Source organism: Paenibacillus sp. JNUCC 34, from assembly GCF_058269055.1.
Genome location: NZ_CM177770.1, coordinates 3,778,707 through 3,797,788 on the forward strand (window position 1 = coordinate 3,778,707; position 19,082 = coordinate 3,797,788).

The window sequence follows — 19,082 nt, forward strand, 5'->3', positions numbered from 1 at the left end:
AATTTGCTTTTAAGGAAGCTACTTTAATTCTTTTCATTCCGTTTAACCTATGCCTGCTTCTGCATCTTTGATAACTTCCACCGTTTCTTCCAATCCGGTATCCGCGTTTATATACAATCGATATTGAGATCCGTTAATCCTTCCGCCAATCTCATAGCAAAGTGTATCTTCGTTCCGATCATTTTTGATCAGAGCTTTGCGGTTGTACAGCTCTTTGAAATCTGTATTCAATGTCTTTCTGGCTTCAGCAACATCTATCTTTGCTTCCGGTATTTCTCGGTTATCTTTATGTTCATAGACGAAATCACTTGCTTGAAAACCGATAACTTCGCCATTATCCAGAGCAGATCTAACTGTCATTTTTTCCGGATAAATTAGCACTCCATCCTGTTCACGAACAAAAGTGAAGTTCACAAGATTATCGTAAGGGTCGGCGGAAACTGCCTTCATATTACTGTATCCTTTATTTGCAAGAAATTGATCAGCCTTGTTCATGGCATCCTCAACTGAAATTTTCTTCGCTCCAACATCGCGCTCGTCTGTATAGGAAGTGAGCAAACCACCATTACGCGTGAAATCCATACTCAGCGGCTTCCCATTAGGAGATTGTACTTTTGCGGTATAGGACTCCCAATCCGTTCCTTTACCGTTTTCGGTTACCTGACAGCTCGCGTTATTGCCTGCATCAGCAAACTTAAGTGCTTTGCGAGTAATATCCTCTTCCGTCACAGGCATTCCAGAGAGCATTTTCACCGAACGTTGTTGATACATACTGCTTACGGATGGACCCCAATCAAGCTCAGGGTATGTTTCCACCTTTTTATTAACGCCTTTGAATCCGTCAATAATGGTATTGTCCGCATGTGCCGATTGTTTTGACAAGGCGGTGTCAACGTCCAGCCAACGCAGATTATTCGCGATGACGTTATTCTGCACTTTCTGAAGATCCTTTGTAATTTCACCGGAATTGGTGTAAAGCGTCTTTAACGTCTTCATCTCATTGTCGGAAAGCGGTTCTTTTGTCATGTCACGAACACCCGTTTTGTAAGAGAAGTTCGCGATTCGGGATAGAAACTCATCCGTCTTGCTGAATGGCAGCATCGTAAGAGGTAGCTGGCTGATCTCGCTCTGAGCTTCACTAGCAATGCGCCATACGTTCATCAATCCTTTACGGTGCATTCCTTGAGACGCAGAATTAACCGCCAACGTGTTACCGATTTCCGAGTGAATACGGTCCATATGAAAAGACAGATCATGGAAAGCCCGCTGATATTGGTTCTCCGCATTAATCGCAATGGCGTCACGATCCCCCTTAACCCGGTTCCCCCACACCAGCGAGCCGATAAGCAGAATTGTGACTACAGGAAATAATACGGCACTTATTCTTTTATACATGTGGCTAAAGTCTCCTTTCTTCTATTCACTGCCGTTAGTTTGACTAGAAGTAAGAAGTCTTATGCATTATTTATAAAACATAAATCTTACGAATTCAGAAATCTTCCTCGATCTCAAACCGATTCTGATTATTGCATAGGCATTGTTTAAATCCCGTCTCGATACGTCCATGCTCTTTCCTACCCCTTAGCACAAATCTCTCTCCACACTCTTTGCAGCGGATTTTCACTTTAACACGCAACAAAAAAGACACCTCCATCGTCCATTCCCCAGCTCGCAGCCGGAAACCATACGATGAAGTGTGCCCTTAATTGTCAGGTTTTAACCTCTTCGTCCCGCTTAATCATGCGGAAAGGTGATCGGTTATTCGCCCGTGATATTTTGCCCATTCCTCCGTACCACAGAAGAACCATCAATGGAATAATAAACCATAACCAGTTATGAGTCATCATATTGAGGATTAAGTCATAAAGTCCATGCCACATCCAAGGCAGTAGCAGGGAAAGAAGCAGAAAGAACCTGCTCGACTTTCCATCAGTAAACTTAGCGTGTCCAATGTAATACCCCATAATGACACCAAACATCGCATGTCCTGACACTGGTAGCAAAGCACGGATCATCATTGAACCGAAAGCAGCCTGGCTGTACCACGCATACATAACGTTCTCCAGTGTAGCAAAACCCAATGAAATAGCTGTCGCATACAGAATGCCGTCGTACGGTTCATCAAACTCTATATGGTTAAAAATAAGATGATATAACACAAACCATTTCAATAACTCTTCCACACCCGCTGAAATGATTAGAGAATGGATCACCGGGTTATCGCCAAACCATAGTATCATTCCCCGCTGCAATATCATAACGGGAAATACGATTAGAAAACCGAGAAGAAATATCTTAACGACGATATGCAACGGTTCCTGATCATACCTGTCCTTCAGGTAAAAATATGTGAGCAAGGCGAGACCCGGCGCCAAAGCAGACGCTATGATCGAGAACACCAGCACCGAATTTCCCCTCCGTTAGTTGCGGGCCTGTAGTCCGGCCGTCTCGCATGCCCACATTGCATTATTTACTGCGCGGAAAATGGCTGCAGATCGTTTGTACCGCTTGCTCCGGCATAACGATTTTTCCGTATTCCTCCAGCACAGCTTCTGTTACCGGAGATGAATTCCCGAATTCGGCCAACAATGCGATAATTGCAGCCTGTTTCTCATTGTTCAATTGCTCGGGGTCCATCCATAAAAACCATTTATCCAAATAGTGATAGAGCGTGCCAGCCCCGTCGACTAAATCCTTCAACATATGGGCGGCTTCAATAAGCATCTCGAAATCGCTAAAAGCATATACGATGCTGCCGCTTTGTTCCAAAGTTACTTCCATTTCATAAATCTCATCAGGCATTTCATCTTCCGACAAGCCGCCGAAATGGTGATCGTACTTTCCTCTCGTTACAATAACCACCATCCCTTGAGCCGGTAGAGCAAACACTTCAACGGCTAATGGGCCTGTGGCATCAAATCCGAGCTCACTGTAGGCTTGATCCATCATCTCAGTAAACAGGTCATACACTTTGGGTATTTCCTGCCACATTTCTTCCTTCTGGATCCCACGCTCACTCAGATCGTCAAACGTGAGGAAAATCCGTATCTTATCTTGACTCAAGCGTTCTATTTTCATGACAGGATCCTCCTCTATGAAACAAAAAGTTATTACAACTTATGATTTTTGGATAATGACGTGCTAAAAATGGTTTTATACATTGATTTTATCATTTAATACCCACAAATGCACGTAAATATGTACCTGTAAAAAAAGAATCATTCCAAGGGACCATACATTTCCCTGGAATGATTCGAATTCGGCCATATTGTTACAAACCCGGTATGACCGTATGTGTTTCTTTAAGAATTTGTTCGACTTCATTCTTGATGTCAGGATTACTACGGATGAAGTCTTTGATCTGCTTCAGGTTGGCTGCCTTCGAATTAGTCGATGCCTGTACCCCATGCTGATTTCCCGTGGAATGACTGGATGAATCAGATCCGCTTGAACTGGGACGCACGCTTTCTTGGCGTCCACTGCCCTGATTTGAATTACTCGTATAATTCATCATCTTGTCTTTCGCAGTATCAGCAAGATTGCAAAGATTTGCTCCCTTTAGCATTGAGGCGAATGACATTTTGCGATTACGGGAGATCATACGGTAAACTGAAGCACCGAAAATAGCTCCGTATAGAAATGACGAAGTCTTCACAAATATTACCTCCTTCTATGATAAACTCATGACTAGTGTTCACGGATTGATAAAAACTCATGCGGCATAAATACAGGAAAGTGAGATGGAATCATGGTTAAAAAGACAGCGGCGCTATTACTTGCAGCCAGCTTATTGCTTAGCGCTTGTGGATCAAAAGAAGAAAGTCATAATCAACCTCCCAAAATGGCTGCCGACGACGTATCGACAATGAACCAAAGTAACAAGACACCGAATGAAAACCAGAATAATGTCGAGGCGCTGGACAAAGATCCTAAGCTTAACGAGGAAGAAACTACAGATCCAATGGACAAAAATGAAGCTGAGACTGATAAAAATCAGACGAAACCGAAGGAACAATCACCTGTAAAACCTGAATATCACATGAACAAGGTATACAATATTGTGCCTAATGACGAGGCAACTGAGAAAAAAGTTGTTCTGTTGACCTTCGATGATGGACCTAAGGATAAAACGATGATTAATAATCTTATCGATACTCTGGATAAACATGATGCTAAAGCCATCTTTTTCGTCAATGGTTATCGTATAAAACAAAATCCTGAGCTTTTGAAGCTGATACACGACCGGGGTCAGATTATCGGTAATCATAGTTGGGACCATATCGATCTGAGGGAGCAAAATTTACAGGAAGCAAAAAAGCAAATTGAGGATGTACAAAAAATCGTCATGAAAACAATTGGAGAGAAACCGAAATTTTTCCGACCTCCATTCGGCTCAGGTGGGGAGGTTATTAAAAAAATTGCAAGTGACAATAATCTGCTCTTCATGACCTGGTCCAACGGCTCTCTGGATTGGGAAAGTAAAAGCAAAAACAACCCTGATGCGGTCATTAACAACGTTATGGAACAGCTTCATCCCGGAAGCAATATTCTCATGCATGAGCTTCCTTGGACCGTAGAAGCACTGGATACCCTTCTAACCAAATTGGAGAAGAAAGGTTATAGCTTCGTAGATCCGCGAAACATTGAGCCAAAGATGAGGTAATCTCTTACGGACGGTCTATATAAAAAATATAAGCCTTGAATCCTCCCACATAGGATCAAGGCTTTTTTTGCAATGTGATAAGATGAAATTCGGACGGACATCCTAAACGAAAAGAAATATGAGAAGTGCCAAATCCCCGGCTGATCAGCAACCGTACATTGGAATGAAGTGAAGAAGCTTTATGAGGAAGATTATACCACCCTGCACTGTATTTCTTATAAAATCCTTCTAAGCGTACAGCTCCCAGCAGCGGGAGAATGATTTGTCCGCCGTGAGTGTGTCCCGATAAGATCAAGTCGGCGGAAATATTTGTCTTTTCTTGAATCCAGATTGGATCATGCACCAAAATGATATGATACTGCCCTTTATTCGGACGCCCCTTAAACGGGCTATAGGGATGTTTACGTGTTGTAGGCTGCATTATACCGCTCAATGCGACGGATTCACCGTTTTTATCCAGTATCAAGGTCCTGTCTTTCAATAAAGAGGTTCCGCTATCGTTTAGCAGCTCTTCGATGGACTGCCTTCCTGCCTTTAGATCATGATTACCGAGAACCGCATAAACAGGCGCTATACGGCACAGGACCTCCAGATTATGGCGGACTTGATTCCAAGGAACACCCTTCTCCGTAATATCTCCGCCTAGCAAAATGCAGTCAGGTTTTAAATTCAGTGTTTGAAGCCTCTTCTCTGAAAGCTTTCGACGGTGAATATCGGACATAAACAAAATCCGGTAGTCTTGGAATGAGGCGGGAAGCAAATCTGATTCCACGGTTTCTTTCCGCACTCTGTAACCGTAAGCTTCTATGCTCATCCAGCCAAATGTACCAAGGGCAATAGCCCCTGCTACAATACTTAACCATGCAATCAAAGTATTTCCTCCAGCGGCGGTGCACCGATTAGCCCCCAGATAAGCAGACCGGCCATCAATAGGATAAAAAGTACGATTAAGGAATTGACAAACCACTTGCTCATTCTTACCCGTTGTGAGGGGTATGTACTTGTTCTCGAAGGTGAAACTTCCTCCTCTGGAGAAGCGTCATTACCCCTTAATTTAGCTGATCTTGTTCTGCTCAGTCCCTCTATTTCCTCGCTTCCTTCGGAAGCGTAGGGAGCGTGTTCCATTCCCGGTTTATGTAGGGATCTTGCAGCTGCTTTATTTTTTTTCCGGCCTTTGTGTCGGCTCTGATGTCGTTCCATTCTGCTAAGCTCGTTCATTATCTTCTTTCCTCCGAAAACGAATCACCATTCCTGATATTAAATCAATGGCAAAATGACAAATAATCGGGGCCCAAAGTGTGCCTGATTCGATATAAATATACCCTAGCCCATAACTGCTCAAAAATACCCAACCTGTCGGAATCCAGTGTTTTAAGTAACGTACATGTATGAGGGCAAACAAAATACTGGTCCAATAAGGACCAAAAGCGTGTTGAATCGCTCCACGGAACAGAAGCTCTTCACACACAGATACTATAAAAGCAATGATTACGATATGCCACACTGGCCTTTTTCTAAATAGCATTTCATTAATTCCGCCGTCATCCATGCTGTTTTCCGGCACAATTCTGGACAGGATCATGTCGATCAGAAACATCGACAATGCAAGCCCCAGACCCCACAGGGCAAACTGACCGTTTGAAGGCAGGGCAAGCATTTGAAAAGGATTCCGGTGCTGAAACAATATCCAGATTAAGCCGACGATGAGTGTTAAACCCTGGGTTAAATATAAATTAATCAGCAGCAGCCGTTCATTTAATTGATGCGGCTCAATTTTTTTGATTTTGATTTTAAATTTTTTCATGATAGCCTGCCTATCTTTATTGTTGTTTAAATAATTGATAACAAAGAGTACTATTGTCGAGAATACGAAATATATAGAGCAGTCGAAAATTAGGTGGGCATAAGCAATCATAGCAAATAAAACGCCCGTATTACAAGGCGTGAGGCTTTCCGGGACACTTATCATACCTTTCGTTGCATTCATAAATACCTATTGACACGATTTAAGACACATGATACATTATGAAAAAATTAATCGACTAAAACCGATGATGGAAAAAAGACGCTTCATACGTCTCCAGAGAGCCGATGGTTGGTGCAAATCGGCGACGAAAAGTGTGCTTGAGCGATCCTGAGATATTTCGCTGAATTTCAGTAGGCGTAATCGGATGATATCCGTTACCAATCATGGCCTGGAAAGGCCGTTTGAGGCTGCCTGTCATGGCAGTAAATAAGGGTGGTACCACGAATAACTCTCGTCCCTTACTACGGAGGTAGTATGCGGATCGAGAGTTTTTTTATGGACTTTTTTCTTTGTTGCATTACCGCGTCGCATGAGTTAGGTTTAACGGAAATGCGCACTTTGCGTAATCCTTATTCATATTTAGCAGCACATTACATTAGAGAGTACTGAGGAGGAAGAGAAACTATGTTTAAAGTATTGGTATCGGATCCGATTAGCGACTTGGGTATCCAGCAACTGATGGATGCATCCGATGTGCAGGTAGACAAAAAAACAGGGCTCACAGAAGATGAGCTCACTGCCATCATCGGTGAGTATGACGGACTTCTAGTCAGAAGCCAGACTCGTGTCACAGAACGAATTATGAATGCAGGCACTAAACTTAAAGTAGTAGGCCGCGCTGGCGTCGGGGTGGATAACATCGATTTGGAAGCTGCCACCAAGCGCGGTATTGTAGTCATCAATGCACCTGACGGTAATACGATCACCACAGCTGAACATACTTTCGCTATGATGATTGCTTTGGCCCGTCATATTCCGCAGGCTTATGCCAAGACTGTATCCGGTACATGGGACCGTAAATCATTCCTAGGGGTGGAGCTTCGTAACAAAACCCTCGGTGTAATGGGTATGGGACGTATCGGCAGTGAGGTTGCCAAACGAGCCAAAGCTTTCGGTATGAATATTCTTGCTTTTGATCCGTTTCTGACTGAAGAGCGTGCCGATAAATTGGGGGTAAAGCTAGCATCCGTCGATGGCATTATCCGCAATGCGGATTTCATCACCGTCCATACGCCGCTTACTCCGGAAACAAGACATATGATTGCAAAACCGCAATTTGAAGTCATGAAACCAGGTATGCGTATCGTGAACTGTGCACGTGGTGGAATCATCGACGAGCTGGCGCTTGTTGAAGCCATTGACGAAGGCATTGTAGCTGGTGCTGCATTCGATGTATTCGAACATGAGCCTCCACAATCAGATCACCCGTTCTTAAAACATCCTAAAGTCATTGTTACTCCTCATTTAGGTGCGTCCACTGTTGAAGCCCAAGAGAACGTGGCTATCGATGTATCTGAACAGGTGCTGAATATCTTGCGGAACGAACCGTTTAAAAATGCTGTCAACTTCCCTCTCGTAGCAGCAAGTGTAATGAGCAAGCTGCAGCCTTATTTCCCGCTGGGTGAAAAGCTTGGAAGCTTTGCCGCTCAGATTACTGCACATGCGGTTAATGAAATTCATGTGGACTACGCTGGTGACCTTGCCGAAGTGGACAATCAAGCTCTGACCCGCTACATCGTAAAAGGCGTGCTTGAACGCCATCTTGGAAGTGAAGTAAACATCGTAAATGCAATGCACCTTGCCAAGAGCCGTGATCTGCACGTTGTCGTATCTCAGACACCGAAAACCAAAGGTTTCACCAATCTGGTAACCGTCACGCTGAAAACGCAAAACGGAGGCGAGCGCTTGGTTGCCGGCACATTGCTGCATGGTTACGGCGAGCGTATCGTGCGTCTTGATAAATTCCCGGTTGATATTGCGCCGGAGGGACATCAAATTTTAATTTCCCACAATGATATACCAGGTATTATCGGACGAGTTGGTACTCTCCTAGGTGAGAATAATGTCAATATCGCTTCTATGCAGGTTGGCCGTAGAGTAATCGGTGGCGAAGCTATCATGTTCCTCACTGTCGATAAAGATGTGCCAAAGGACGTGCTTATAAAACTTACTGGACTTCACGATCTGAATACCGCACAAGAAATCGTACTTCCTTAATTAATATGATTATTACTTCAAGTCTCAAAGTGTGCCCTTTGTTCCACGTAGAACAAGATTAATGTTTATCGTTCAACAAAAAACACCCTCGTATTCGAGAGTGTTTTTTGTTTTTTGTAAATAAATGATGTTATTATACCAATTCCGCCGGAATAAAGAGGGTGAATTCAGTCCCTTCTCCGACCACACTGTTGACGGATATCGCACCTTTATGCGATTCTACAATATTTTTTACAATAGCAAGTCCGATTCCGGTGCCTACAGATTCTCCACGTACACGGGCTTTGTCTGCTTTATAAAACCGGTCAAACACAAACGGAACATCTTCAGGAGGTATCCCTACTCCCTGATCGGAAATTACGATTTTGAGAGCAACACCGGACTGCAGATGCACCCGGTCTGCTGTAATACGAATAACCTTACCTTCAGGTGTGTGACGGAAAGCGTTATCCAACAGATTCGTCAACACTTGTTCCAGCTTGTCTTCATCCGCAGAATCTAAAGTCAGATCAGGGTGCAACTTATCTAGACGCAACTCGATATCCCGCTCTTTTGCCCGAACCGTAAATTTCCGGTAGACTCGCTCACATAGATCACCGGCATCCATTTGGCGACACAGCAGCTCCGTATGGCCTGCCTCCATTCTCGTTAGATCCAGCAGGTCTTTAACTAACCTTCCCATACGAAGCGACTCTTCATGGATAACCTGAATCAGTTCTTCGCTCTCCTCCGGAGAAGTCGCCATACCGTCCAGGAGGGCTTCACTGTAACCCTGCATCATCGACAGCGGAGTGCGGATTTCATGGGAGACGTTCGCGATAAAATCGGTACGCATCTTCTCCAGCTTCACCTGCTCTGTGATATTGCGCAGAACTACAACAGCACCACGAATCACATCATCCGAGTAAAGAGGTGCCATGTGGGCTTCCCAAACTCCTTGCTTTACATGCAGGTCTGTACTTTGGTCTTTCCCTTCCTGCATGGTTTTGTAGAACAAAGCGCTAAGCGGCTCAGGCATGACATCGGCAGCCCATCCGCCCCCTTCCAAGTCTTCATCCCACTGCAGACCCTGCCAGGTTTTCATTATATCCTGACCGGGTGGGTTCACCAAAATAACATCACCATTATTATCAAAAGTAATCACTGCATCGCTCATACTGCGAAGCACACTGGCTAAATGCTCCTTCTCATGGTTCAGACTCCGAATCGTTGTTTCCAGTTCAGCGGCCATATGATTGAAAGTGTTGGCCAGTTCACCAATCTCATCACTGGTGACAAGATCCAGCCGCGTTCCATACTTACCCTTACGGATCGCATTGGCTGCCTGAATCAGCTTCTGCATCGGCTGTGTAATCTTAGTAAGAAGAAACAACCCAAAGAAGGTCGTCATCGAAAAACCGATAATCGACGCATACGTAAATAACCTTTTGATATCTCCGGAATTCGTAAATACGGTATCAATATAAGGAAGCAAGAACAGTCCAAGTGTCAGCAGGACACAGGCAACAAGGCATGTAATCGTAATCCACAGCTTGCCGACGAGTGATCTCCAAAAGTTCACTTATTTGGGAACCTCCAATTTGTAGCCTACTCCCCATACTGTCGTAATCATCGCAGCAGCTTCTGTCGATACCTTGTTAAGCTTCTCGCGCAGACGCTTGACGTGAGTGTCCACTGTACGGAGATCTCCAAAAAATTCATAATTCCAAACATCCTTTAGCAATTCTTCACGGGAAAACACCTTATCCGGTGAAGAAGCCAAATAATGTAATAATTCATATTCTTTTGGCGTCAAACTAATTTCCTGTCCCCCAGCTGTAACACGGTGGGCATCATGCTCAATCAAAAGATGCGGAAATACGATGCTGTTGCTTGGATTTGTTTCTTTTGACAAATAAGCTGTCGCTGATGAACGGCGCAAAATCGCTTTAACCCGGTAAATAACCTCTCGAGGGCTGAATGGTTTCACAACATAGTCGTCTGCTCCAACCTCAAAGCCCTGAACACGATTGATTTCTTCGCCTTTTGCCGTCAGCATCAGTATCGGGGTGGATTTCACTTGGCGCAGACGAGAACATACCTCAACACCGTCTATGCCTGGCAGCATGACATCCAACAGAACCAGACCGTAATCTTCGTTGGTCGCCTTCCGAAGAGCTGTTTCTCCATCCTCAGCTTCATCGATTTCATATCCTTCTTTTTCAAGATACATTTTCAGCAAGCGCCTAATGCGTTCTTCATCGTCTACCACCAAGATGCGATTTCCATGCTCTGTCATCGGTAACAACTCCTTCATTATCATAGGGAAAATCAGAACGGTCCTCATCCATGTCAATCGAGGACCCTTCTGAATTTATTATCACAATCTGTATTACATTAACATATTAATCCGTTCCGGCATAGGAATGGAGGCCTGCAATAATCAAATTGACGCCAACCAGTGTAAACATAACAACTATGAAGCCGATTACGGTAAGCCACGAAGACTTCTTGCCCTGCCATCCTTTGGAGAGACGCAGGTGCAAATATACACTGTAGAAGAGCCAAGTAATGAGAGCCCATACCTCTTTCGGATCCCAGCCCCAAAAACGTCCCCACGCAATATCAGCCCAAATCATTGCAAATATAAGTCCGCCGAGAGTAAAGATCGGGAAACCGATTGCGATGGCACGGTAACTGATTTCGTCCAGATCATCCGGATCCAGCTTGTTCAGTACCGGTTGAATAACCTTGGCAATTGGTCTGCGAATGACAAGTCTTAACAGCCCGTATAAGATAATGCCGCTAACTACTGACCACACTACAGTATTAAACTTACGACCCGCATTAACGCCGTGCATCCATGAAGGTGCTTCAAACAGCGGGGACTTCATCCCAAGGAATGGCTGCATGCTAATCGTCTCACTGTTGTAAGGTGCAACCAGTGGAGGCATATCATAATCCACTTTTACTATTGTACTAGTTTCTGTCGCAGGGTCAATATTTGTCTGGTTAAACTCGGCATGATAACCTGCAGCCCGGAAGCTGTATACCGATACAATAAAGCCAAGCAGAACAACAATGGAAAACATGCACAATTCAAGCCAACGCTGCTCACGGCGTGATTGTTTGTCCTTTTCGTTAAAATTGACCGTTCTTAGCAGATACATTAAACCCGCCACAAAACCTACAGCGAAGAATGCATCACCGAGCGCAGCCAAAGTAACATGAATGCCAAGCCAATAGGATTTCAAAGAAGGAATAAGCGGCTGCACTTCCTGCGGAAACACGGCAGCATATGCCATAATCAGAATGGCGAGCGGTAGTGCGAACAAACCGAGCATCGATTTTTTATAAAGAAAATACAATACCAGAAATGCAATCATGATCGCCATTGATAGGAACGTCATAAATTCATACATGTTACTCACAGGTACATGACCTGCTCCCGCCCAACGGGTAAAGAAGTAAACCAGATGACAAATCAGGCCTATGGTAGCTGTAACGAATGCAATCTTACCCCATTTCGTTACGTGAGCCTCCGGATCCCTTTTTCTAAATCGCTTTCCCAATACGGCCATGCCGTAAAAAGTAAACGACAAACAATAAAGTATAAACGCAACAATAAAAGCGTTGCTGCTAAAATCCACTAGACTCATGGTTTACTCCCCCTGTTATTCTCCAATGACTTCTCATCCACTTCGATGTCCATTTGCTTGAGTACTGCCGATATTTCCCGACGCAATACGAACCAGTTCTTATTCGTATGCGCTCCCAAGGTCAGTACTCCGTTATCGATACGCAGCCATATCCGGCGATGCTGAAAATAGAAGCCCATGATCAGACCTAGCATGCCTATTGCGGCTCCAATCCAGATAAACGGCATCACTCTATCAATACGTACGTTTAGGTAGGTGATGGATTCGGATAAATCGACATCCTCCATGCTTTTCACTTTCATGTTGAGAGGCATCGTTCCTCCAGCTAACTGGCTATTAAGCGCATCTTGTTGGAAACGTTCTTTATCTATTTGTTTCGGGAAGTAAAAATACTGAATTCCGCTCTCTGGCAGATCAGGTCCATGAATCTGGAACAAAAACGCCGGGGCATTCGGATTGGATGACAAATTTACAGGTTCACCTTTGTCGTTCAAGCCGAAGTCCGAATATTTATATTTTAGCTTGAGTGTATACGGTCCAACCTTATATTCTCGCTCCGGATCTCTAATGTTCAGATTAAACTTGCCATACTCTTCACCCGTCTTCATATTTAGAAGCACTGGAGATACGGAGCGAAGAACCGGAGTCAAGTCATAGTCAAACTGGTATGCCTTAAGTCCGTTAAAATTCAGTGGATCGTTTACATGAATCGTGTGACGGGCGACTTCTTTCAGCTGAGGCTCTTTGGTGAGATCATCACAGTCGGTTTCACACATATAAAGAATGGCCTTCGTTTCAAATTCTTTAGGTAACACTTTACCCTTCCCTTTGAACTCATCAGGCAAATCATCTTCTGTATAAAATTCGACGGAGAAATCATCATTTTTCAAGTAATAGCTCGTATCCGGAATTTTTTTCGCTTCGCCTTCAGGAAATCCGATATGGGCGTCCATATGCATTCCAGGCAAGCCTCTTGCAAGCACAGCCAGAAGAAATACAATTAGACCGATATGAAGAACGTACGGCCCCCAACGGCTGAAACGCTGCTTCTCCGCCATCAATGTGCCTCCGTCGGTACGGACACGGTACCCTCTTTTGCGGATAAGAGGTTTAACGCGCTCTACCCATTCCGCTCCGTCTCCAGACACCTGTGTCTGATAAGATACCTTCTGACGTGTAAGGAAAGACATATGTTTCGGTATCTTCTGTCGGCTCAGCGCTTTATACAGCGGCAAAACCCGGTCTAAGCTACAAATGACAAGAGAAGCACCGATCATTACCAGCAGCAGCACAAACCACCAAGACGTATATGTATGAGAAAGACCAAGCAGATAATAAATATGTCCCAATTGTCCATACTCTTGCTTGTAATAGACAGATGGGTCGATGTTCAGAAACGAACTTTCCTGTGGATAGATTGTACCCAGCATGGAACCGACCAACGTCAGTATAATCAAGTAGATAGCAACTTTGACGGACGAAAAAAAGTTCCAGACCCGGTCTATGACTCCCGGATTTGACTTTTGTGAACGGCGCGCCACACCGTCATACCGCATTTCCAGAATCGGTTGAGCATCCGCTTCCTCGGTCAACGGCTTTCCGCAGGCTTCGCACAACACAGTGCCTGGCGGATTCTGATGTCCGCATTCACATTTGGTGTTCGTTATTAATGGCTTTGATCCTAAGCTCATTTAGCATTCACCAACTGTTCAATTTGTTTGTCAAGGGTGCTCAAGTCCAGCTCTCCGATTGTAATGTTAACGATTTCGCCTTTAGACGACACAAAATAAGTTGCCGGCATAGCGCCAACTTTATAGTCACCTACGGCCTCACGGTTCGGATCCATCAGTATAGGGAATTTTACGCCGGTCTGATTAACAAAATTTTCTACTGTCATTTTGTCTTCCCCAGCATTTATACCTATAACTTCGACTCCCTCGCTCAACCATTTTTCCCGCTGGGCCTGGAGGGCAGGCATTTCTCTCACACAAGGCGGACAGTACGTTCCCCAGAAGTTAATGACCTTAGCTTTGCCGTCATAGTCCTTCAAGGTATGCACTTTTCCGTCGAGTCCTAACAGTTGAAAGTTAGGAGCCTTGTCGCCCTCCTTGGGAATTCCATCATTACCCATAACAACGGTAGCCACAGCATAAGCACCCAAAAGAACAATAACCAACAGTATGATGATTTGAACCGTTTTTTTTGATTTGCCCATTTTGAGAAGCAGCATCCTTTCTATGACATTCATCATATCGTTCGCAATAGGTGTGAACATCCTATGAACAATTATAACGAAATTTGTCATAAATGCCGCATTCCAATTTGAATATTATGTGTCAGGTTTTAACTTTTTCTTCGCTTGCTTCCTTCCGGTTTGGCCGACTTTGCCATCTGCCGCAGCGTGTTGATTTCGTCCGCTGTCAAATGACGGTATAGGCCACGCTTCAGGTTTTGCAGCAGTAAGTCACCATACGAAATCCGTTTTAGACGAATAACCGGATGTGATATCGCTTCGAACATACGGCGTACCTGACGGTTGCGCCCTTCATGTATCGTAATGGAAATGACGGACTGTTTATTATCCGGATCAACATCCTTATACTCAACCTCAGCGGGCGATGTCATGCCGTCTTCCAGCATCACGCCCTGACGCAGCTTGTCCAGTTCGGTACCGTGCGGCACCCCTTTGACCGTCGCCAAATAGGTTTTAGGCACGTGATATTTCGGATGGCTGAGCAAATTCGCAAATTCTCCATCGTTCGTAAGCAGCAAAAGGCCTTCCGTATCATAGTCTAGCCGCCCGATCGGATACACGCGTTCTTTCACGCCCTTAAGATAATCCGACACGATTTTGCGGCCTTCCGGATCGGAAGCGCTTGTGATGACACCTTTTGGTTTGTTCAGCATGATATAAACCTTTTTCTCATTCTTGATCGGTTTGCCTGCTACCGTGATCATATCTTGATCGGGATCCGCTTTCGTGCCGAGCGCGGTTACGGTCTCCCCGTTTACCTGCACCTTTCCTTGCAAAATCAATTCTTCGCACTTGCGACGGGATGCTATCCCTGCTTGTGCCATAATTTTTTGTAATCTCTCCATGTTCGTTAGGTCACCTCATCCTAATGATACCCATCGACAGGATAAATCACAAGCGCGTTCCAAGGAAAATATGCTCCAGGGCAAGTTTCAGAATGTGGAAACAAGTACAGCGGGGAAATCGAATAGAGTCTGGACAAATCGGAAATGATCTTGCAGGCAGTAAAAAGCTGTACCTTTTGCTCGATATTCATGGCATCATAATCCCGGTTGAAATCACCTTCCAGGCAAATGTGTATCTGCTCAGAATGTTTAAGCACAGGCGAAACGGAGACAGACCCATCTCTTTGAACAGTAAAATCCCATCTCTCTTTATTATGATCCTGTTCACATGCAGAGTGGTGTATGACAAAACCTTCAAATTCCATATCATCACCTCATTGCCTTTCTGGATGTATCAGTATATGATGGCATTCGAGCTGAGGGTATGGACATTCATCCCTATAACAACACAAGCGTAAACGGCTTCTCCATTTTTAACGGCATTACGTTTAGCAAAAGAAATTTAAGCCAAGTATGCAATATGAAATTTATACTTTCTAAAATTTAAAAAGCCCGTTTATCCGAAGACAAACAGGCATACAGCGATAGCAGCAATAAATCCGACCACATCTGAAAATAATCCAACCTTTAAAGCATAACGCCCGTTACGGATACCTACCGCTCCAAAATACACGGTCAACACATACAGGGTTGTATCTGTACTCCCCTGGATTGTGGAAGCAATCCGGCCAACCATGGAGTCCGGGCCATATGCCCGAATCAGTTCTGTTGTATAGGCCAAGGATCCTGTACCTGTAAGCGGACGCAAAATACCTAAAGGTAGTATTTCACTGGGAACACCGAGCCATTGTAAAAAGGGGGCTGTCCATCCAACCATAAATTCCAAAGCTCCGGATGAGCGGAAAACGCTAATGGCCACCATCATGCCAACCAGATGCGGAATGATCGATATTGCGGTTGAGAAACCGTCCTTTGCTCCTTCAACGAATGATTCGTATACGGGTACCTTTTTCGTATAGGCGTATAACGGGATAAACGCGATAATGACCGGGATTGCCCATGCGGATATTGAATTGATCCACGCCAGCACCTATCCTCACCCTTTCCCGCTAACATTTGCACTAAGACCATTACCGGCACCGGGCGGCTTTGTGCGCCGGATCGTGAGTGCTCTAAACCAGCGGTCGGCAGCAATGGCCGCCAAAGTTGCGACCGCCGTAGCAAGCAGTGTGGTGCCAACAATCTCCGCAGGATTGGCAGATTGATAGTTCATCCTTATGGCGATCAATGTTGTCGGAATAATTGTAATGCTTGCTGTGTTTAGCGCCAGCAAGGTGCACATCGCTGGAGTCGCCGTATCTTTATCCGGGTTCAGCTTTTGAAGTTCCTGCATAGCCTTGATTCCCATAGGTGTTGCTGCATTGCCAAGCCCGAACAGATTGGCGCTCATATTAGACAATATGTACCCCATAGCGGGGTGATTCTTAGGCACGTCGGGAAATAAAAAGCGAACGAGTGGGCCCATGAGCTTAGCCACCTTGGCCAGCATACCAGAGTCTTCAGCCAGCCGCATCATCCCGAGCCAGAAGACAAGAACACTGATCAATCCAAACGAGACCGTCACACCCGTCTGAGCTCCATCAAAAGCGGCTTTTGTGACACTATCGATATTTCCGTTAACCGCGGCGAAAATAAATCCGATGAGGATCATCCCCATCCATATCACATTGATCATTTCTCTCTCCCCCATTTCTTTCCTGCTCCCAAGCTCCTCTCCCTGAAGCTCGAAACTGCTAGTTAGCTCCTCTAAACATCAATCTCAGAATTTGACCTGCAGCCTGCCACAGTGAATCTTTACTATTGTTACCTGCCAGAGTCGTCGTTTCCCTCTGATTGGTAATATACTCCTCAGGCAGTCTGCTTCCTTCCACAAAAACAGGTACCTGACCAATCATCTTCCCATCCAATGTAAACTCTACGAATCCCCGAAGCCCAAAGCTTAAATCAGGATCGCTTCGTTTATCCAGCACAAGCTTTTTGATTATTCGTTCCTCTTCGCCCTTCGCAAGAGCGTATGAAAATCCAGTCCCGGTTACAAGGGAATATCCCTGAAGCTTCTGCCCTTTTACAGTTAACTGCGTTATAGGATAGTGGGCAAAACCGTAATCCAGCATTTTGGAATGATCATTCCAATCGTTACCGTCATTCAGTGTCACTGCCGCAATCTGCTGGCCGTTACGAGTGGCCGAGCTGACCAGGCAGCGAAAAGCCTTTTTCGTGTATCCCGTCTTTACGCCATCCGCTCCTTCGTAAAAACGGAGCATTTTATTTTTGTTATCCCACTTGTAATCCCATTTCTCATTCGGATTTGGTGCGCGCTTTACGGGTGTTTTTACAATTTCACGGAATGTCGGATTTTTCAGCGCATAAGCGGTTAACTTGGCTAAATCATTGGCAGATGAATAGTGCTCGTCATGATCCAGCCCATGAGGATTCATAAAATGAGAGTTGCTGAGTCCAAGCGCAGTTGCTTTCTCATTCATCATAAGCACAAAGCCTTCTTCGGACCCTCCCACATGCTCTGCGATAGCCGAAGCCGCATCATTTCCTGAGCGTAGCATCAAACCGTAGAGTAGATTTTCCAGTGACATTTCCTCTCCAAGTTTCAAAAACAAAGATGAGCCTTCCTTGGCAAACGAATTCTTGGTTACCTTGACCGGATCTTTTAAATTTCCCCGCTCAATAGCTACAATCGCCGTCATGATTTTGGTCAAACTGGCAATTCTGAGACGTTCGTCACCTTTCTTGCTGTACAGTATCCTCCCTGACGTAACGTCGATCAATGTGGCGGCCTGTGCATAGTTTGATGGCGGAACGAGCTTCTCACTTTGAGGTGCCGCATACACGGCTGTCGCCGTAGTGAATAGAAGAACCAAAGATGTTACCCATAAGAACATTGACCTGACTGAAAAAAGGTTATGTCGATTCATAAATTTTATCCTCCGGTGATCAGAAATCTTGTACAAGTATATGCAGAAATGGTCGGGGGTATGTCCATCTGCCGAATCCGATCCCCTTTCTACCCATAAGTTCGGTCGTGAAAGAACAACAAAGATCCCTTCCGGTCTGATCGGAAGGGATCTGGCGAACAGATTAGTTCGAAGTCTGCGCTGCGTTTTGGGAAGAACTAGAACTATTGGATCCACTCTGAAACATCGATTGAATTTGCTCGAGAAGATAAGGGGTCGCATCAATCATACGTTCGAACAGATGCGTCTGGTTATCCAATGGAACGATATGAACGCCTTCCTTGCCAACAACGAGAAATGCGATAGGTCGAATGGAAACACCGCCACCGCTACCACCGCCGAAAGGGAGTGAGCTCTGTTGCTGCTTGTCTCCACCCGTATGGCCGCTGCTGCCATTTTGCGTATTGTAGTCACTACCGCCTGCTGCAAAACCGAATGCCACTTTACTAATCGGAAGGATTACAGTTCCATCTGGTGTATTAACAGGATCGCCAACGATGGTGTTAACATCAACCATGGCTTTAATGTTTTCCATTGCTGTTTGCATTAACCCTTGAATCGGGTGATTTGACATGATGACTCCTCCTCTGCTGGTGTAAAAAATAAGGGCTTCCCTGCACTTTTATCAG

20 protein-coding genes and 1 other annotated feature are annotated in these 19,082 nt (G+C 44.9%); of the genes, 3 read left to right on the forward strand and 17 right to left on the reverse strand.

The window, feature by feature from the left end; all coding sequences use genetic code 11:
* Positions 1 to 42: 42 nt before the first annotated feature.
* From ypeB to AC2TF5_RS17715, 4 genes are all read right to left on the reverse strand, one after another.
* Positions 43 to 1,395, reverse strand: coding sequence for a germination protein YpeB (gene ypeB / locus AC2TF5_RS17700; RefSeq protein WP_491298464.1), 1,353 nt, complete (start codon positions 1,393 to 1,395; stop codon positions 43 to 45).
* Positions 1,396 to 1,709: 314 nt separating this feature from the next.
* On the reverse strand, positions 1,710 to 2,405 hold the full coding sequence (prsW, locus tag AC2TF5_RS17705; protein ID WP_491298465.1) for a glutamic-type intramembrane protease PrsW: 696 nt from the start codon (positions 2,403 to 2,405) through the stop codon (positions 1,710 to 1,712).
* 61 nt (positions 2,406 to 2,466) lie between these two features.
* Complete coding sequence (locus AC2TF5_RS17710; RefSeq protein WP_491298466.1) at positions 2,467 to 3,078, reverse strand: genetic competence negative regulator; 612 nt, start codon at positions 3,076 to 3,078, stop codon at positions 2,467 to 2,469.
* A 193-nt stretch (positions 3,079 to 3,271) separates the two neighbouring features.
* A complete protein-coding gene (locus AC2TF5_RS17715) occupies positions 3,272 to 3,655 on the reverse strand; it encodes a hypothetical protein (RefSeq protein ID WP_491298467.1) in 384 nt (127 codons plus the stop codon).
* A 93-nt stretch (positions 3,656 to 3,748) separates the two neighbouring features.
* On the opposite strand from AC2TF5_RS17715, the gene AC2TF5_RS17720 reads away from it, so the two are divergent.
* Positions 3,749 to 4,663 carry a polysaccharide deacetylase family protein gene (locus AC2TF5_RS17720; protein ID WP_491298468.1) on the forward strand — a complete coding sequence of 305 codons (915 nt, stop codon included), beginning with the start codon at positions 3,749 to 3,751 and terminating at the stop codon, positions 4,661 to 4,663.
* Positions 4,664 to 4,718: 55 nt separating this feature from the next.
* Here AC2TF5_RS17720 and AC2TF5_RS17725 read toward each other — a convergent pair whose 3' ends face one another.
* From AC2TF5_RS17725 to AC2TF5_RS17735, 3 genes are read right to left on the reverse strand one after another with little or no spacing between them, the layout of a single operon-like run.
* Positions 4,719 to 5,534: a metallophosphoesterase gene (locus tag AC2TF5_RS17725; RefSeq protein WP_491298469.1), complete on the reverse strand. Its 816-nt coding sequence runs from the start codon at positions 5,532 to 5,534 to the stop codon at positions 4,719 to 4,721.
* Positions 5,531 to 5,881 carry a hypothetical protein gene (locus tag AC2TF5_RS17730; RefSeq protein WP_491298470.1) on the reverse strand — a complete coding sequence of 117 codons (351 nt, stop codon included), beginning with the start codon at positions 5,879 to 5,881 and terminating at the stop codon, positions 5,531 to 5,533. Before AC2TF5_RS17730 ends, AC2TF5_RS17725 begins: the two co-directional genes overlap by 4 nt.
* On the reverse strand, positions 5,868 to 6,467 hold the full coding sequence (locus AC2TF5_RS17735; RefSeq protein ID WP_491298472.1) for a CPBP family intramembrane glutamic endopeptidase: 600 nt from the start codon (positions 6,465 to 6,467) through the stop codon (positions 5,868 to 5,870). Before AC2TF5_RS17735 ends, AC2TF5_RS17730 begins: the two co-directional genes overlap by 14 nt.
* Positions 6,468 to 6,705: 238 nt before the next feature.
* Positions 6,706 to 6,932, forward strand: a binding site (T-box leader).
* Between the two features lie 162 nt (positions 6,933 to 7,094).
* On the opposite strand from AC2TF5_RS17735, the gene serA reads away from it, so the two are divergent.
* Entirely contained in the window at positions 7,095 to 8,687 is a 1,593-nt protein-coding gene (serA, locus tag AC2TF5_RS17740; protein WP_491298473.1) for a phosphoglycerate dehydrogenase, read from the forward strand.
* Between the two features lie 133 nt (positions 8,688 to 8,820).
* Here the strand turns inward: serA and AC2TF5_RS17745 are convergent, their stop codons facing one another.
* From AC2TF5_RS17745 to AC2TF5_RS17770, 6 genes are all read right to left on the reverse strand, one after another.
* A complete protein-coding gene (locus AC2TF5_RS17745; RefSeq protein ID WP_491298474.1) occupies positions 8,821 to 10,248 on the reverse strand; it encodes an ATP-binding protein in 1,428 nt (475 codons plus the stop codon).
* A complete protein-coding gene (locus AC2TF5_RS17750) occupies positions 10,249 to 10,965 on the reverse strand; it encodes a response regulator transcription factor (protein WP_491298475.1) in 717 nt (238 codons plus the stop codon).
* Positions 10,966 to 11,071: 106 nt separating this feature from the next.
* Complete coding sequence (gene ccsB / locus AC2TF5_RS17755; RefSeq protein ID WP_491298476.1) at positions 11,072 to 12,325, reverse strand: c-type cytochrome biogenesis protein CcsB; 1,254 nt, start codon at positions 12,323 to 12,325, stop codon at positions 11,072 to 11,074.
* Entirely contained in the window at positions 12,322 to 14,016 is a 1,695-nt protein-coding gene (locus AC2TF5_RS17760) for a cytochrome c biogenesis ResB family protein (RefSeq protein ID WP_491298477.1), read from the reverse strand. The genes ccsB and AC2TF5_RS17760 overlap by 4 nt, the downstream gene beginning before the upstream one ends.
* On the reverse strand, positions 14,013 to 14,540 hold the full coding sequence (locus tag AC2TF5_RS17765; RefSeq protein ID WP_491298478.1) for a redoxin domain-containing protein: 528 nt from the start codon (positions 14,538 to 14,540) through the stop codon (positions 14,013 to 14,015). Before AC2TF5_RS17765 ends, AC2TF5_RS17760 begins: the two co-directional genes overlap by 4 nt.
* 128 nt (positions 14,541 to 14,668) lie before the next feature.
* A complete protein-coding gene (locus tag AC2TF5_RS17770; protein WP_491298479.1) occupies positions 14,669 to 15,424 on the reverse strand; it encodes a pseudouridine synthase in 756 nt (251 codons plus the stop codon).
* A gap of 92 nt (positions 15,425 to 15,516) precedes the next feature.
* Here AC2TF5_RS17770 and AC2TF5_RS17775 point away from each other — a divergent pair, with 92 nt between their 5' ends.
* Complete coding sequence (locus tag AC2TF5_RS17775) at positions 15,517 to 15,882, forward strand: hypothetical protein (protein WP_491298480.1); 366 nt, start codon at positions 15,517 to 15,519, stop codon at positions 15,880 to 15,882.
* A 98-nt stretch (positions 15,883 to 15,980) separates the two neighbouring features.
* Here the strand turns inward: AC2TF5_RS17775 and AC2TF5_RS17780 are convergent, their stop codons facing one another.
* From AC2TF5_RS17780 to ytfJ, 4 genes are all read right to left on the reverse strand, one after another.
* A complete protein-coding gene (locus AC2TF5_RS17780; protein WP_491298481.1) occupies positions 15,981 to 16,514 on the reverse strand; it encodes a spore maturation protein in 534 nt (177 codons plus the stop codon).
* Between the two features lie 6 nt (positions 16,515 to 16,520).
* Positions 16,521 to 17,159 carry a nucleoside recognition domain-containing protein gene (locus AC2TF5_RS17785; protein ID WP_241933185.1) on the reverse strand — a complete coding sequence of 213 codons (639 nt, stop codon included), beginning with the start codon at positions 17,157 to 17,159 and terminating at the stop codon, positions 16,521 to 16,523.
* Positions 17,160 to 17,217: 58 nt separating this feature from the next.
* Complete coding sequence (locus AC2TF5_RS17790) at positions 17,218 to 18,414, reverse strand: D-alanyl-D-alanine carboxypeptidase family protein (RefSeq protein ID WP_491298482.1); 1,197 nt, start codon at positions 18,412 to 18,414, stop codon at positions 17,218 to 17,220.
* 163 nt (positions 18,415 to 18,577) lie between these two features.
* Complete coding sequence (gene ytfJ / locus AC2TF5_RS17795) at positions 18,578 to 19,027, reverse strand: GerW family sporulation protein (RefSeq protein WP_241933183.1); 450 nt, start codon at positions 19,025 to 19,027, stop codon at positions 18,578 to 18,580.
* Positions 19,028 to 19,082: the final 55 nt, after the last annotated feature.

Bases quoted from the DNA above. Each gene is read 5' to 3' on its own strand.
- ypeB (WP_491298464.1), bottom strand. From the start codon at position 1,395: ATGTATAAAAGAATAAGTGCCGTATTATTTCCTGTAGTCACAATTCTG.
- AC2TF5_RS17710 (WP_491298466.1), bottom strand. From the start codon at position 3,078: ATGAAAATAGAACGCTTGAGTCAAGATAAGATACGGATTTTCCTCACG.
- AC2TF5_RS17720 (WP_491298468.1), top strand. From the start codon at position 3,749: ATGGTTAAAAAGACAGCGGCGCTATTACTTGCAGCCAGCTTATTGCTT.
- AC2TF5_RS17730 (WP_491298470.1), bottom strand. From the start codon at position 5,881: ATGAACGAGCTTAGCAGAATGGAACGACATCAGAGCCGACACAAAGGC.
- AC2TF5_RS17735 (WP_491298472.1), bottom strand. From the start codon at position 6,467: ATGAAAAAATTTAAAATCAAAATCAAAAAAATTGAGCCGCATCAATTA.
- serA (WP_491298473.1), top strand. From the start codon at position 7,095: ATGTTTAAAGTATTGGTATCGGATCCGATTAGCGACTTGGGTATCCAG.
- AC2TF5_RS17750 (WP_491298475.1), bottom strand. From the start codon at position 10,965: ATGACAGAGCATGGAAATCGCATCTTGGTGGTAGACGATGAAGAACGC.
- ccsB (WP_491298476.1), bottom strand. From the start codon at position 12,325: ATGAGTCTAGTGGATTTTAGCAGCAACGCTTTTATTGTTGCGTTTATA.
- AC2TF5_RS17760 (WP_491298477.1), bottom strand. From the start codon at position 14,016: ATGAGCTTAGGATCAAAGCCATTAATAACGAACACCAAATGTGAATGC.
- AC2TF5_RS17765 (WP_491298478.1), bottom strand. From the start codon at position 14,540: ATGGGCAAATCAAAAAAAACGGTTCAAATCATCATACTGTTGGTTATT.
- AC2TF5_RS17770 (WP_491298479.1), bottom strand. From the start codon at position 15,424: ATGGAGAGATTACAAAAAATTATGGCACAAGCAGGGATAGCATCCCGT.
- AC2TF5_RS17775 (WP_491298480.1), top strand. From the start codon at position 15,517: ATGTGGAAACAAGTACAGCGGGGAAATCGAATAGAGTCTGGACAAATC.
- AC2TF5_RS17785 (WP_241933185.1), bottom strand. From the start codon at position 17,159: ATGATCAATGTGATATGGATGGGGATGATCCTCATCGGATTTATTTTC.
- AC2TF5_RS17790 (WP_491298482.1), bottom strand. From the start codon at position 18,414: ATGAATCGACATAACCTTTTTTCAGTCAGGTCAATGTTCTTATGGGTA.
- ytfJ (WP_241933183.1), bottom strand. From the start codon at position 19,027: ATGTCAAATCACCCGATTCAAGGGTTAATGCAAACAGCAATGGAAAAC.